The organism is Geitlerinema sp. CS-897, from assembly GCF_028368005.1.
In the GTDB taxonomy this organism is placed as follows: domain Bacteria; phylum Cyanobacteriota; class Cyanobacteriia; order Cyanobacteriales; family Geitlerinemataceae; genus Baaleninema; species Baaleninema simplex.
In genome coordinates, this window is the sequence record NZ_JAQNCQ010000001.1 from 1 (window position 1) to 13723 (window position 13723).

General features: G+C 53.3%; 13 protein-coding genes and 1 pseudogene. 4 read left to right on the plus strand and 10 right to left on the minus strand.

The window, feature by feature from the left end; all coding sequences use genetic code 11:
* Window positions 1–143: 143 nt before the first annotated feature.
* The 4 genes and pseudogenes from POG22_RS00005 to POG22_RS00020 all read right to left on the minus strand — a co-directional run.
* A pseudogene (locus POG22_RS00005) lies at window positions 144–317 on the minus strand (IS5/IS1182 family transposase); the annotation flags it as partial.
* Between the two features lie 324 nt (window positions 318–641).
* Window positions 642–2141 carry a sensor histidine kinase gene (locus POG22_RS00010; RefSeq protein WP_498902886.1) on the minus strand — a complete coding sequence of 500 codons (1500 nt, stop codon included), beginning with the start codon at window positions 2139–2141 and terminating at the stop codon, window positions 642–644.
* A gap of 273 nt (window positions 2142–2414) precedes the next feature.
* A complete protein-coding gene (locus tag POG22_RS00015) occupies window positions 2415–3047 on the minus strand; it encodes a precorrin-8X methylmutase (protein ID WP_498902888.1) in 633 nt (210 codons plus the stop codon).
* 86 nt (window positions 3048–3133) lie between these two features.
* On the minus strand, window positions 3134–3934 hold the full coding sequence (locus tag POG22_RS00020; protein WP_498902889.1) for a TPM domain-containing protein: 801 nt from the start codon (window positions 3932–3934) through the stop codon (window positions 3134–3136).
* 215 nt (window positions 3935–4149) lie between these two features.
* Here POG22_RS00020 and POG22_RS00025 point away from each other — a divergent pair, with 215 nt between their 5' ends.
* The 4 genes from POG22_RS00025 (at window position 4150) to lptB (ending at window position 6448) form a co-directional block, all read left to right on the plus strand.
* Window positions 4150–4335 carry a PCP reductase family protein gene (locus tag POG22_RS00025; RefSeq protein WP_017660565.1) on the plus strand — a complete coding sequence of 62 codons (186 nt, stop codon included), beginning with the start codon at window positions 4150–4152 and terminating at the stop codon, window positions 4333–4335.
* A 60-nt stretch (window positions 4336–4395) separates the two neighbouring features.
* Entirely contained in the window at window positions 4396–4812 is a 417-nt protein-coding gene (locus POG22_RS00030; protein WP_498902891.1) for a DUF309 domain-containing protein, read from the plus strand.
* A 261-nt stretch (window positions 4813–5073) separates the two neighbouring features.
* Complete coding sequence (locus POG22_RS00035; RefSeq protein WP_017660563.1) at window positions 5074–5526, plus strand: LptA/OstA family protein; 453 nt, start codon at window positions 5074–5076, stop codon at window positions 5524–5526.
* 193 nt (window positions 5527–5719) lie between these two features.
* A complete protein-coding gene (gene lptB / locus POG22_RS00040) occupies window positions 5720–6448 on the plus strand; it encodes an LPS export ABC transporter ATP-binding protein (protein WP_017660562.1) in 729 nt (242 codons plus the stop codon).
* Window positions 6449–6575: 127 nt separating this feature from the next.
* On the opposite strand, the gene POG22_RS00045 is transcribed toward lptB, so the two are convergent.
* The 6 genes from POG22_RS00045 to POG22_RS00070 all read right to left on the minus strand — a co-directional run bounded on the left by POG22_RS00045 (window position 6576) and on the right by POG22_RS00070 (window position 13268).
* Complete coding sequence (locus tag POG22_RS00045) at window positions 6576–7043, minus strand: phosphate-starvation-inducible PsiE family protein (protein ID WP_498902893.1); 468 nt, start codon at window positions 7041–7043, stop codon at window positions 6576–6578.
* Between the two features lie 43 nt (window positions 7044–7086).
* Window positions 7087–8388, minus strand: coding sequence for a hypothetical protein (locus POG22_RS00050; RefSeq protein WP_498902895.1), 1302 nt, complete (start codon window positions 8386–8388; stop codon window positions 7087–7089).
* Window positions 8389–8410: 22 nt separating this feature from the next.
* A complete protein-coding gene (locus POG22_RS00055) occupies window positions 8411–9745 on the minus strand; it encodes an APC family permease (protein WP_498902897.1) in 1335 nt (444 codons plus the stop codon).
* A 188-nt stretch (window positions 9746–9933) separates the two neighbouring features.
* The gene (locus tag POG22_RS00060) at window positions 9934–10911 is read right to left on the minus strand and encodes an alpha/beta hydrolase family protein (RefSeq protein WP_498902899.1); all 978 of its coding nucleotides are present in this window, start codon (window positions 10909–10911) and stop codon (window positions 9934–9936) included.
* A 26-nt stretch (window positions 10912–10937) separates the two neighbouring features.
* Window positions 10938–11180 (minus strand): ferredoxin-thioredoxin reductase variable chain, encoded by a 243-nt coding sequence (locus POG22_RS00065; RefSeq protein ID WP_498902901.1) that lies wholly within the window; start codon window positions 11178–11180, stop codon window positions 10938–10940.
* A 231-nt stretch (window positions 11181–11411) separates the two neighbouring features.
* The gene (locus POG22_RS00070) at window positions 11412–13268 is read right to left on the minus strand and encodes a protein phosphatase 2C domain-containing protein (protein WP_498902903.1); all 1857 of its coding nucleotides are present in this window, start codon (window positions 13266–13268) and stop codon (window positions 11412–11414) included.
* Window positions 13269–13723: the final 455 nt, after the last annotated feature.

Here is a 13723-nt window from a genome sequence, read left to right on the forward strand (position 1 = left end):
TAAGCAAATCGGAATGCGAGTCAAAATATCGGGAGCGCAATGGAAAGTAGAGAATGTTTCTAAGATTCTTTCTTTACGCTGTGCTTACTTAAATGGCACTCTGTTTTAGCAATATTTTTGCAAAACTGAGATGCACCCAACGGTTTCGCTGGCGCTCCCATTTTCTCGGCAAAACTCTGGGCGTATTCTTCCTCAAATTCTGTCCAGGGAATGAGTTTTGCCAGAATGACCCAACGATTTTCTCCACACAACTTTTCTTCAGAGGAAAACTCAAAGGCTTCTTCAGGCGTGTCGGGATTTTGTAATTTTCGATACATTTTCTCTGTCCGGATGCACGAGAATTCCCGATTCTACCTCTTTTTCGGGTTCTCGGTGTCACGGTCAGACTCCTCTAAGCTTTATACCGCAGGCTTTTCGCTTCTTTTCAGCAAGCCCTACTTAACGTACTACAAATTGAAGTGCGGAATGTGGGTTTAAGAGTCTGACCCTTGACTTTTTCCATACAAGGGTGGGCAATGCCCACCGATCGCTACATTTAGTATGGTTAACGTTTAATTGCGTAAGTCCAGTCAGTGAAGAGTGAAGAGTGAAGAGTGAAGACAGTAAACAGTTTTTCCTCTCATCATCTCCTCATCCCCTCATCACCGTTCCAGCGGCAGGAAAATCGTCAATTCTTCTCCTTGTTGGGGACGGTTGCGGACGATCAGTTTACCGCCGAGGGCGTGGAAGAGGTTTTTCGTCGCTGATAAGTTAAGACTGATGTTTCCGGTTTCGGGTTGGAAGTTGAGGAGTTGACCGATCGACTTCAATGGTGCATTGGCGGCACAACTGGAATTGGTTTGGGTTTGGGAACTGGCTTTGAGTTGTAACTTCAGTTGGTGTCCGGCGAGCATGACTTTGACCTGTACGTAACTTCCGAGCGGAAGCTGACTGGTAAAGCGATCGACGGTTCCGGTCAACACGCGATCGAGGAGGTTGGGATCGCTGATGACTTGGGGCATTTTCTGCGGTAGCAGTACATCGAGTTTCAGGCTGCGACGGCTGGCTTGTTTCTGCCAGCGGGGAATGCAACTGTTGACCACGTCGGCCAGAGATGTGGTTGTCAGTTGAACTCGATGCTGAGGTTGGCAGGTTTCGAGTTCGACGGCTTTAAAAATTAATCCGAAGCGATCGATCTGTTCGCTACATTCGCGATCGATACTTTCTAGCCACCGCAGCACGTCGGGGGCTAAGTCCTTCCGCTTCAGCAACATCTTCGTAAACGTGCGGATGGTACTTAACGGCGTGCGGACTTCGTGGGCGATCGCTTGTAACAGTTCCACATCGGGGGCAAAGGCCGCCGCCGACCCTGAATCGGAGGATACGTTCACGCGAAACGCGGTCTGAAATTGCGCCCATCGTTCGTGTTGGGGTTTCGCCGCGTCGCGGTTTTGTCGAACCTGACGCGTGCTTGAAGATACCCGTCGTTCTTCAGCGGTATCGGGGTCGGGAAGCGTCTGCAACACGGCTTCGCTAAATTGCATGACGGTTTTGTAGTGGGGTTCGACGGGGGTGAAGCGTTCGACGAGGCCGTCGAGGTTGGCGATCGCGTCGGGATGGGTGGTGTGAAGTTGTTGTCGCAGGGCTTGCCAAGCGCGATCGACGACGTGCGGGTCGAAGGAAAACTGAAACACGGGCGCACCCGTTTCGTCGGTTCCTCGTACCATAACGAGGCTGAAATGGGTGGCGAAGGTCAAACAGAACTGTTCGCGAATCAGGGGGTCGTCTTTCGGGAGAGATAGGGTGTTGAGGTGAGATGAGAGGTGAGTGGCCGTGTTGGGAGTGGCACTCGGTAGGCAGTAGTGCGATCGCGAGGCCGCGTCGTCCGTTCCAGTTGGAGAAATCGTCCAGGTGGAGAAGCGATCGAGGAGGTCTGCGTTGCAGAGAATCGGCGTCGGTGCAGACAGAACGCAACCCGACGGCATGGAGTCCGTCTGGCCATCGCCTCGACAGATGGGATTTAACAGTGCGTTGAGGGCGTCTACGGCAGCCCGCCATTGACGGTCGGCGTGTCGGGCGCTACGACACTCAGGACGCCCCAGACTCAGGCGATCGCTTTGACTCAATAGTTGACTGAACGCGGGTAGACGGAACAACTTCACGACAACTCCATTCTTGGATCGATATGCGGCGATCGGATGAATTGACAATCTCGACGTTGCAAGAGAATTTGCAATCTCGGTATTACTAGGGTATCCCGAAGGCAGTTTGGGATACGTCGCACCAACCGAACCAAATGAAGGGCAATATCCGCATCGCACGCACCTGTTGTCCTCGATCGCTTCTCGATCGGGACGATACGATACTGTACGAGTCTGTCGGCGATCGCTTCCCACGACCGGATATCTCGAGACGCGTTTCGTTTCGAGGATCTGCTAGGTCGCAACGATGCTGTTGTCTTGCCCGTAGGCTTGCCACGCTAAATCGACTAAGCTGTTGAGGATGGCGACGGCCACGACGGCGGAACCTTTACGTCCGGCACTACGAATGTGAGGGACGCGGGAATCGTTCAACCGCTCTTTGAGAACGTCAACCCCCATAAATCCGGCTGGAGTACTCACCACCAACGCAGGACGGATAGATTCGGTTTCGATTAACTCCACGAGGGAGGTTAATGCAGTTTGAGACTGACCGATGACGAAGATGCCTTCGGGATAGCGTCGCGCCAGGGTTTCGATGCCCCAAGCCGCCCGCGTTTTTTCTTTTTGAGGCCGGGTGAGGGCGTCCATACTGCAATAGACGGGGTTGGCAAAGGTATCCATGATGTTGGGGGTGATGCCCACTTGCACCATGGGAACGTCTACAACGATTGTCGTTCGGGCGGCTAGGGCAGCTGCGCCTTCTTGCAGTGCGGTTTCGGAAAAACGGATTAGGTTTTTGTATTCAAAGTCAGCGGTTTCGTAAACCACTTGACGCACGATGTGATATTCGGCCGGTGAAAATTCACGATCGCCGAATTCGCGATCGACGACACCGAGTCCTTGAGCTTCTGTAATATGCCACTCCATAGGGTTGGGACGCCACGAACGGATTGAAAAGTCGCTTTCAGCTTATCAGGTCGGCTTTAGCGATCGCGACATCCCAATTGCAATCGTTAGGTTTCCGACGGCGAGGAGCGATCGATAATCGGCGTCAGATAAGCCACCAACGCCCCGAGAACGAAGCCCAGAACGTTTCGCAACAGCGGCAGCCAGTCGGACGTGCGGCTGATCACCGGCCCGATACCGAAGGCGACGAACAGGATGCCCCACAGGGGAGAAAAGATTAACGCCCATTGCCAAGCGACGAGTTTTCCGCCTCTCGGCTGTGCGGCAAATCCACAGACGAGACCGCCGATGACGGAGGTGACGAGGGTGAGAATCCACTGTTCGCGAGGCAGTCCCGGTACGACGCGGCAACCGCCTTGACGCAGGCAGGATTCGACAGATTTTAGAGATTGCAAAATGGATTGGTCTTCGCCGTTATCCCGCACGAAGAACTGGTTGCCGTAGCGGGTTTGCAGTTCGATCCAGAAGGTGCGCGGTAGTAAGGAGTAAACGGCGTCTCCGACGTTGAAGCCGAGGAGGTTGCCCCCTCGGGGGTCGGCAATGAGCAGGACGCTTTTGTCATCGAGTCCCCAGAAGTCTTTGACCGCTCTGCCGGGGGTGCGATCGAATTGGGTCAACACCCGCAGTTTGTATCCGGTTTCGGTTTCGAGGCGTTCTAAGTCGGCGACGAGTTGCTCTTCTTGAGTGCTGGTGAGGGCTTCGGCGAGGTCGATGATGGGAGTTTCGACCTCTGGAAGCAGTTCGGGATTGTCGTAGGCATAGGCGGCGGGTGCGATCGCCCACGAGGTCACGGCGAAGCACACCGCTGCTAGGGACACCACAATTCGTTTGATAGTTAAGTGCTGCATAGTTCGCGATCGTTGGAGTCTCGATGGGTTATGGCGTTTGTTATAGCGATGCTGTGTATTTTAACGTAACGTTCATAATCTTTACATTACTTTACCTTATTGCGATCGCAACGTCGCCAAAACATCGCGATCGCGCCGCACGACCGTTATCCTGCCTCGAATCGGTCTAAAATAGGGGGGACGAGTCGTCTCAGTCCAACGATTCAGAGAGAGATATGGAACAGTCTAATTTTGCTGACGACCTACAATGGACCGTCGAAGCTACGGCAAAGTTTAAAAACATTCCGTTTTTCGTGCGATCGCAAGCTCGCCAGCGTATTGAGGAAATGGCACGGGATTCTGAATCCGGCATCGTTACCGTAGATATTGTCGAACAGGCGCGAGTGGAATTCGGGCAATAGGCGATCGAACGTCGAGATCTGACGGAAAATAGAGCGACAAATGCCCAAGGTTCGTAACTGATGGAATTTCCCCAAGCATTTTGGCAAGGTGTCGATGAATTCAACGCAGGCGAATTTTACCCCTGTCACGATACCCTCGAAGCCATTTGGCTCGAAGCCATAGACCCCGACAAAACCTTCTTTCAAGGCATCCTTCAAATTGCTGTCGGCTATTACCACCTGAGCAACCACAATTGGAAAGGCTGTCTGATTTTGCTCGGAGAAGGAACGAACCGTCTGCGTCGCTACCGCCCCGAGTACGAGACGATCGATGTCGAAACATTGTTTTTAGGGGCGATCGACAGCCTGCAAACCCTCCAACAAGCAGGAGAAGATCGCGTCGCCGAATTTGCGGCAAAATACGGCTTGAGTGGAGACGCCACCGACCCCCCCACGTTACCCCTTCCCAAAATTCAGACGGTGGAAAGCTCAACCTAGAAGACAGTCACCAGTTTTTTACACTCACCAGTCGCCAGTCACCAGTTTTTTTACAGTCGCCAGTCACCAGTCGCCAGTCACCAGTGAAGACAGTTATCAACGATCGAGTCCCCGATCCGTCACTTCAGCAAACTGTCCCAGTAGAAGCGTTGTCTCTGCCAACACTTGATACCATTGGAGTACCGATCGCGGTATCCGCGATCGCCCGAACGCTCCGCGTGTTTCCGTCTTGGCTGTCGAATCGAGCCTCTTGCAACCGATATGAAACGTCTCGCCTTCGCTAAACTCCGTTTGGCTTTAGCCCTGTCTCTTCCCGTCGCCCTCGGTGGAGCGATCGCCACACCAACAACCTCTCAAGTCGCCGGAAGCAGTACCCCTCTGACAGTTCGCGCCGACGTGCAAGAAGCCGACGCCCGCACGGGTATCGTCACCGCCAGGGGCAACGTCCAAATCAACTATCCCGCACGTGACATCCAAGCGACCTCAAACCAGGCGCAGTATTTCAGCAACGAACGCCGTCTCGTCTTGACCGGAAACGTCTATGTCTTGCAAGAAGGAAACAGCATTCGCGGGGAAGTCGTCACGTATCTGATCGACGAAGGACTGTTTGTCGCACAACCGCTCCCCAACCGTCAAGTTGAGTCGATTTATCTGATTCCCGAAAACACTCAACCCGATCGCCCCTCCGCCCCCGCAGCGCCACCTATCCAGTGACGAGTGTTCCAGTCACCCACCCGTGAAGGGATGATGAGGTGACAGTCGCCAGTCACCAGTCACCAGTCACCAGTCACCAGTGAAGACAGGGAACAGGGAACAGGGAACGGGGAACAGTTAATAGTTTCTCCCCCTCTCCTTTGCTCCCCCTCTCCCCCTCTCCCCTTCTCCCTTGTTCCGGATGCTCTAAAGCATGAGAATCGTCCTCGATAACATTCACAAATCCTATAGCAAGCGCCCTGTTGTCAGCCGAGTTAATTTGTCGGTGAGCCAGGGCGAAGTGGTTGGGTTACTCGGACCCAACGGGGCGGGGAAAACCACGACGTTTTGTATCGTGACCGGACAAGTAAAACCCGATCGCGGCCGGGTTTGGCTCGACGATCGCGATATTACAACGCTCCCAATGCACCGACGGGCGAAAATGGGAATCGGCTATCTCGCCCAAGAACCGAGTATTTTTCGCCATCTGACGGTTCGCGATAATCTGTTGTTAGTCTTCGAGCAAACGGGCGTTCCGAGACGGGAGTGGGGAAAACGCCTCGATTTCCTCCTCTCGGAGTTTCGTTTAGACAAAGTGGCTTCGACGCTGGGAATTCAAGTGTCTGGGGGAGAACGGCGACGCACGGAAATCGCGCGATCGCTCTCGACCGGATATGGCGAACCGCTATTTTTGCTGCTCGACGAACCCTTCGCCGGAATCGACCCCATCGCCGTCGCCGATATTCAACAACTCATCGCCCGACTGCGCGATCGCAATATCGGTATTCTCATCACCGATCACAACGTCCGCGAAACCCTCGAAATCACCGATCGCGCCTACATCATGCGAGAGGGAGAAATCCTCGCCTCTGGAAGTCCCCGCGAACTCTACGACAACCCCTTGGTGCGCCAATACTATCTCGGCGATCGCTTTCAATGGTAATTAAAGGTTAAATCTCTGTGTTCTCTGTGTCTCTGTGGTGAGTTTTTCATCGAATGCTTGGCGTTTTTTTGGGTTTCGCCTTCGCTCCACTCAACCGAAACTTTCACTGAAGTTTAACCTTTTTAACTCAGTTTCGGCTTACGGTTCGCATCAACCAATAACTAATTGAAAGTGCAAAAACTGCACTGGCTAAGCCAATAATATCCAAGCCCGATGTTTTTTCTAAATCGAGAATAATGATTTTTCGAGCGACAGCAATTAAAGAAGTGGCAATGACTAACTCGACTTGAAAAACGTGTTTCCTGAGATATGCTGTAATATTCTCAAGAATTTCTAAGGCAATTAATACATTTAAAAATAGCCCAAAAATTTCAAACAGCGTCTTTTTAAAATACGTAAGATCGCTCAAAACCAAACTCGAAAAAATTGTCGTACTTAAATCCCAAACTGCCTCAAAAATGACGACGAGCATGGCGATCGAAAGGATTTTTGCCACGATGACTTGAACCCGTTCGACCGCGTCCACAAAGCCGTCATCGCTTAACAATTGTCGAAACCAGCGTATTAAACTGTTCGATCCGTTTTCTTGAGACATTCCTCATCACCCCACAACAGCACCCCGACGCGATCGCTACAATTTATTCTTCAGGAATCGCCAGCATCAAATTAGCATCTTGATAGTACTTATATCCGATTCCAAAATTCAACGGCGCTACAGTCGGGTCGGTGGCGTACGCTTCCCTTAAATCTGCCTGATAGCGTTGAGCGAACAAGTCGATCGGGCGTACGTAACTGCCGTAAAACTGACGGTTCCAATTCGACGGATCGAAAAAGCGCAGCGGAATTCCCGAATCGTCCTGTAACACCGCTTGGCTGCTCGATAAAATCGTATTGCGAATTTGCGAAAAATAATCGTTGTGCATCAAATACGACGCTGCTTTCAAATACGTCACCGGGCGATCGAACTGACCCACGAATTTCAAAAACTCTGGCGTTTGCGCTAACCCATCGTCAGACAAATCTGTGGAAAAATAATATAACGTCTTCGGAACCGTTTCCCCTTCCGGTACGAACGTAATCTTCACCCCGTCGATCCAACCTTGGGCTGCTGCACCACCCGGTTCGACTGGCTGTAAGTTCGCCGACTCGTCTAACCCGACGTGCTGAACCTCTAAAACACGCTGGTTCGTTCGTCCCATAAACAACATCAAAATTGGCAACACGCCCTGTTCGTTTAAATCCTCCGCCATCGCGTTCGTGCGGAAAAAGCTATATTGCCAAATGGCGTACAGGGACTGGTTCGCATCGCTAAGTCTTTGCTGAACCCCAGCGGATGATAGGTTTTCAAACGACGGAACCCGGCCGACCGGTTCGAGTGCCACGAGAATATAATCCGTCGCCTCGGGGAAAAAAGTATAGGCGTAGAGAAAATCGGGACCGCTAAAGGGATAGAACAGATTCGGCGTCCGCTCGTTGAGGAATTGTAACTCGCTTTGCGCCCACGATCGCGCCTTCGAGAGCTGTTGTGCTTCGAGTTGCTGCCAGGCCGATTCCAAATAGGCCGCGTGGTCGTTCCAGGCTGCGGTTTGCTGCTGAGTTGCCAGAGGACTGTCTTTGCTAACGGGAATTCCCGCTAAAAATTTGGCCGTGTCGCTGAGAAGGCGGACTTGTTTCTCGTCAAAGGCAGCTAGGGGGTCTTCTTCAGCCACGGTCTCGGCGTCTGTCGTTTGACTTTGGGCGTCAGAGGGCGATTCCGTGGTGGGGTCTGCGGTAACGTCGGAAGATGCGGAAGAGGCTTCGACGGGTGTGGTGGTTTCTGTCGTCGTTTCGCTGGAGGTGTCCGCCGAAGAGTCGGTGTCGGGGGTCGAACATCCCTGAAGTCCTCCCACACAGAACGCGATCGCAAACAAAACAGACAGCAGTTGACTCTGGTTCATCATTATTTATGGGTGCAATATTGGTTTAACGAGATTGAGAACGAGACGAGGCGAGTTGGTGTTTCGCCGCCCAAAAATAAACGGGTAAGCCGAGGGCGATCGTTCCCAAGCCTGCCAGAGATTCGACGGGTTTGCTCGTCAAGACAAAGACGAGAATCCACAAACTAATGCCCACAAATACAAGGGGTGTCAGGGGATATCCCCAAGTTTTGTAAGGACGAGGCGTTTCGGGTCGTTTGACTCGCAACACGAACACCCCCAACACGGTGAGTAACGAGGATAGCGTCAGCGTAAACCCTAGATAGGTTAACACCGCTTCAAACGTAGAGGTGATAATCAGAGCGATCGCGATCGCCAGTTGCAGCCACAAGGAAAAATGAGGGGTACCGTGGCGGTTTTTCTTCGCCAATCCCCGAAAAATTGCGAAATCTTCCCCAATGGCTTGAGTCACCCGAGGTCCGGCCCAAGTCATGGCACTAATGGAGGACACCAACCCGAAAGAAATCAGCAATCCCATCAGTTTCGCTCCCCGTTCGCCAAAAATCGAGGTAGCGGCGATATAACCGACTTCGACTTGTCCCGCCATGTCTTCAATGGGCGTACTGTAGAGAAAGACGAAGTTTAAGGCCACGTACAACACCATCACGACGCTAGTTCCCAACAACAACGCTCGAGGAACGTTGCGCTGGGGAGACTCCACTTCGCTGGCCAGGTAAACCGCAGCGTTCCAACCAGAATAGGAATAGGTGACGAACACGAGAGACACGGCAAAGGGGGCGCTGGTAATGGCGTTGAAGTCGTCGATCGAGGGTAAGAAGCTTAAGTCTTGGGGCGTTGCCAAAACTAGCCCGCAGACGATTAACACGACGATGAGCGCGACTTTTAACACCGTCGTACTGTTTTGAAAGTAACTGCCGATCGCGGTTTTTTGGGAATGGACGATCGCAATGGAGATCGCGACGAACAGTGCGATCGCGGTGGTAGAAAACCCCGGAAACACGCTCGACAAATAGTCCCCCAGTGCCATCGCTGCCAGGGCGATGGGGGCGGCGAAACCCACCGTCACGGAAATCCAGCCTGAGAGAAAGCCGATCGCGGGATGGTAAATCTCTGAGAGAAAGTGATATTCTCCCCCCGATCGCGGCATGAGAGCGCTCAGTTCGCCGTAAGACAGCGCCCCGCACAGGGCGAACACGCCACCGACGACCCAGAGGAACAGGAGCGCGAAACCCGTCCGAATATCGACGACTTGAAATCCCAAACTGGTAAAGACGCCGGTTCCGATGGTGTTCGCTACGACGAGACAACTAGCGGTAAACAGGCTAATCGTGCGAGCGTTGCCATAAGAGTTTTCACTCATATATAGATATGGGTTTATAGAGGTGGATTTATAGGTTTGGGAACGTCCGTCAAAACGGTTGAAATGCCTAAAACTGTCGAATGCAATCGACTTGAGATGCACGAGATCGGTATTGCCAGTGAATTGGTTCGATCGGCTTACAGTCTACCCTCGAGCGATCGCCTTTGTCGAACCGTAAGACCATTGATTCAGGGTTCGGCGATAACACGGACGAGGGCGTCGCTTTCAGTACCGCTGCGATAGAGATAATCCAGAGCAGTTTTATCTTCGAGGGCGTAAGCTCTCAAAAACACCGCACTCCAGCGAGCGATAGTTTCGATGGCCTGGTCTTGCGGGAGCATCGGAGAACGGGGTTCGGGAGGAGACCCCGGCGGATTGTCGAGATCGGTAATGCCGTAATGATTGGCCCCTTCAACGCGCACGTAAACTTTTGGGGGATACTTGAGTTGCGCGTAGGTTTGCCGTGTTTCCTCGGGGGAAATTAAACTGTCGCGACTTCCGGCCACTAACATCGTGGGAACGCGGGAATTGTCGATGCTGAAATGTTCCCCGTCTCCCCAGAGAAACGTTCCGTAAAACGCAGCCGCTTTGAGTTCCTTTGGAATCGTGTAATCGCCCACGCAAAACGATACGTCGCACGCACCGCGAATGGCATCGAGTCCCATCGTTCCCCCGTGAGAGTGTCCGAGCAACACGAGGGTTTCAGGATCGATCTTGCCGTACAGCGGCGACTTGGGGGCCTGGGTTTCTCGCCGCATCGACTCGAGAACGTCGGTCACTTGTCCGACTTGCGCGAAGAGTTCCTCGCGGCCGCGCACTGAAGCGATGTGGTTGGGAACGGCTACGACAAAACCGTAACGCCCCACCTGTTCGGCGAATTTACTGTAATACGCTTTATCGACATTGAGTCCCTGTAGCAGCAACGCCACGGGAAGCGGCTGTTTGGCGTTTCTCGCGTAGTAGAGATCGATCGAGTCGCCTCGAACCGTCGTGGTACTGTACCGGGTCATGTCGTCGTACTGGGGAGAAATCTCGGATGTGGCGGCGGTGTCAGAGAGAGCAGTCGATCGCCGGACGGTCGCTTCAGACCCCAGATAACTGACCGCCGAAACGACCGTCGCCCCAACCCACATCGCCACCACGAAAAGCGATCGCGATTTCTCCATCTATCCTCTGTCGAACTGAGCGGACATCAGGATAAGATTTCGAGTTCTTCAGGGCGGAAGTGCGCTCTAAATTTCTTCTTACCCACGAAAAACAGCACGTTAACGGGTAAGTTCGCACTGACCGGGCGACCGTTCCAATCGGTGAGGATTTCGAGAACTTCTCCTTCTTTGCCCTTGACGTCAAACGCTTCGTTTCGGTGTTCGGGATGGTGATAGACGACGACGGACTCCTTTACGCGGACGCGAGCGCCTACTTCGATCGTTGCCATGTTTCGGTATTCTCTTTCAGATACAACGAGGTTCGGTCGCCCCTGCGGCCAACCGACCGGGTATCACAACCTTTCTATCTTCCCATAGAAGCGGAGAAGAAAGGGAGAGGGGGAGAGGGGGAGAGGGGGAGCAGGGGAGAAACTTTTATCTGTTCCCCGTTCCCTATTCCCTGTTCCCTATCTTCACTGGTGACTGGCGACTGGTGACTGGTGACTGGCGACTGGTGACTGTTACCTCATCATCTCTTCATCTCGCGGTAGGGGGCGATCGGAATTGCTGTCGCTTCGTAGTTGAGTGTATGCAATCCAGAAGACGATCGCCCCGAGTAGAAGCGTGAGTAAAACGCCTGCGGCCATCGCTAACGGCCGACTGGTGGGACGGCGGCGACGGCGACGGGCAGATTCGGGATCGAGATCGACGGATTGACCGTAAAGTAAGGCTTTGGAGGATTCGGATAGGTCGGATTCGGGATATCCCACGTCTGTCGATCGCTGTTGGGGGTCGAGTACGTCGAGATCCTTGGGGCGAGGAGGTGTGACGCGACAGACCATCGTGACGATGGAGGTATTGTCGTGACCGTTTTTCTCGTTGGCCAGTTGAATCCACGCGCGGACGGCCTCTTGTGGGGTGCAGTCTCCGTCGAGAACGGCGGGGGCGACGTGACGCCAGGATTTTTCGACCCAGTCGTTATCGCTCAATCCGTCGGAACACAGGAGTAAAATTCCGTCTTCTTCGACGATAAATCGCTGTAAGGTGGGATGGATGAGGTCTCCGTCTCGAGTCCCGATCGCTTGGGTCAACGCCCCGGCGTCGGTACGTTGTAGGGCTTGATGGTAAAATCCTCGACCGAAGCGCACTTCTCGCGTGGCCACGTCGTCGTCAACGGTGAGACATTGGCAATAGTCTCGGGTCAGCCAGTAGGCGCGACTGTCGCCGACGCTGACGAGATAGAGTTCGTGGGCGTTGGTAAATCGAGTTCCCGTTGTCGATCGTACTGCTTGGGGAAGTTGCCACGCCAGAACGAGGGTCGTTCCCATGCGTTGGTTGGCGATGCGGTCTTGGCTGTCGTTTTGGTGGGCGATCGTGTTGTTGGTCACGCGGACGATCGCCGCTAGGTGGTTTTGAATAATGTCGGGGGATAAGAGTTCGGATTCCTGTTGCAGTTGTTTCCAAAAGGTTCGTACTTGTAAGACCAGCGATCGCACGGCGGTTTGACTGGCCACTTCTCCGCCTTCGTGGCCGCCGACACCGTCGCAGAGAACGGCTAGGTGAGGGAAAAGGGGGTCTTCGTCGGCTTCTTCGAGATCGCTGGCGGTCGGATAGCAGGTGTCTTCGTTGTGCGATCGCAGCGGCCCGGAATCGGTGTCTCCTGCAATGTCGAGTCGTAGCGGTTGCTGGGCGGCCAGTTGCAGTAACAGGGTGTTGAGGGAGGCGGCGATCGCGTCGAGGTCTTCGCCGTCCCGCATTCGCTGACACAACCGATCGACGGGATCGGCGATAATGTTGGGGGAAGCGGCGATCCAACTCGACCAGTGATAGGCTAAGTCTTTGAGGGTATGTTGGACGTTTCCCGATCGCACTTCGAGCAGCCACAGACGCCACCCCTGTACGCGCAGGTTCTCGGGTTCGAGCAAACTGGCGGTCGCACCCTGTTCGTCGAGAACTCGCCACAGCGTTAGGGTTTGCCACAACCAATAGGCTTGACGGATGGGGGAGGCTTCAGCCCACCGTTGTACGAGTGTGGGGTAGAGGTTACCGTGGCGATCGATCGGGGCGTTTTCAAGCAGTAGGATTTCTCGGGTTTCGGCGTCTTCTGTTCCCTGACAAAAGCCGTACACTTGTGGAACGTGCAGCCGAGCGGGACACAAACGCAGGTATGGCAGGACGGTCGACGGAATGTCTTCGGGAAAATCGGGGACGCAGTCGGGGCGTTCGTCGAGCCAAATTTGTGGGGCGACGACACGATAGCGATCGGCGACGGTTTGTCCGACGGGGATTTTTTCGGCTGGGATGCCAACTGCCCAGAGATATTGGCGTTCTATGGTATCGGTGTCGTTTTCGCGATCGAACAGTTGATTTAATAACACGCTTTAACAATCCTGAATAAAATCTTCTTCCGCCGTGCGATCGGCAATAATATCCCATAGTATACAAGGCAAAATCCGAGGTGCGTTTGATGAGACAACGACCGTCGTGCGTTGACTTCAATCGCCGTTCTCACGAAATTTTCGGTCGAAAACGCTGTAGATGGATCGCACTCTGAAACGCTGCGCGTACAGATGTAACCCTTAGCGCGATCGCCTTCAAACACTCCCGTCTAATGTTGCTTAACTCGTGACTCGACTGCCTACTTTCGCTGTTGGGCGATCGCTCTTTTTGTTTTTTAATCTTTTTTTGAATTTATTTAGGGCTTGCTGAAAAGAAGTGAAAAGCTTACGACGTAAGGCTTAGAGGAGTCTTGACATGGCTTCGAGAACCCGAAAAAGAGGTAAAATTGGAAATTCCTGTGCATCCGGCAAGAAAAAATGTATCAAAAATCACA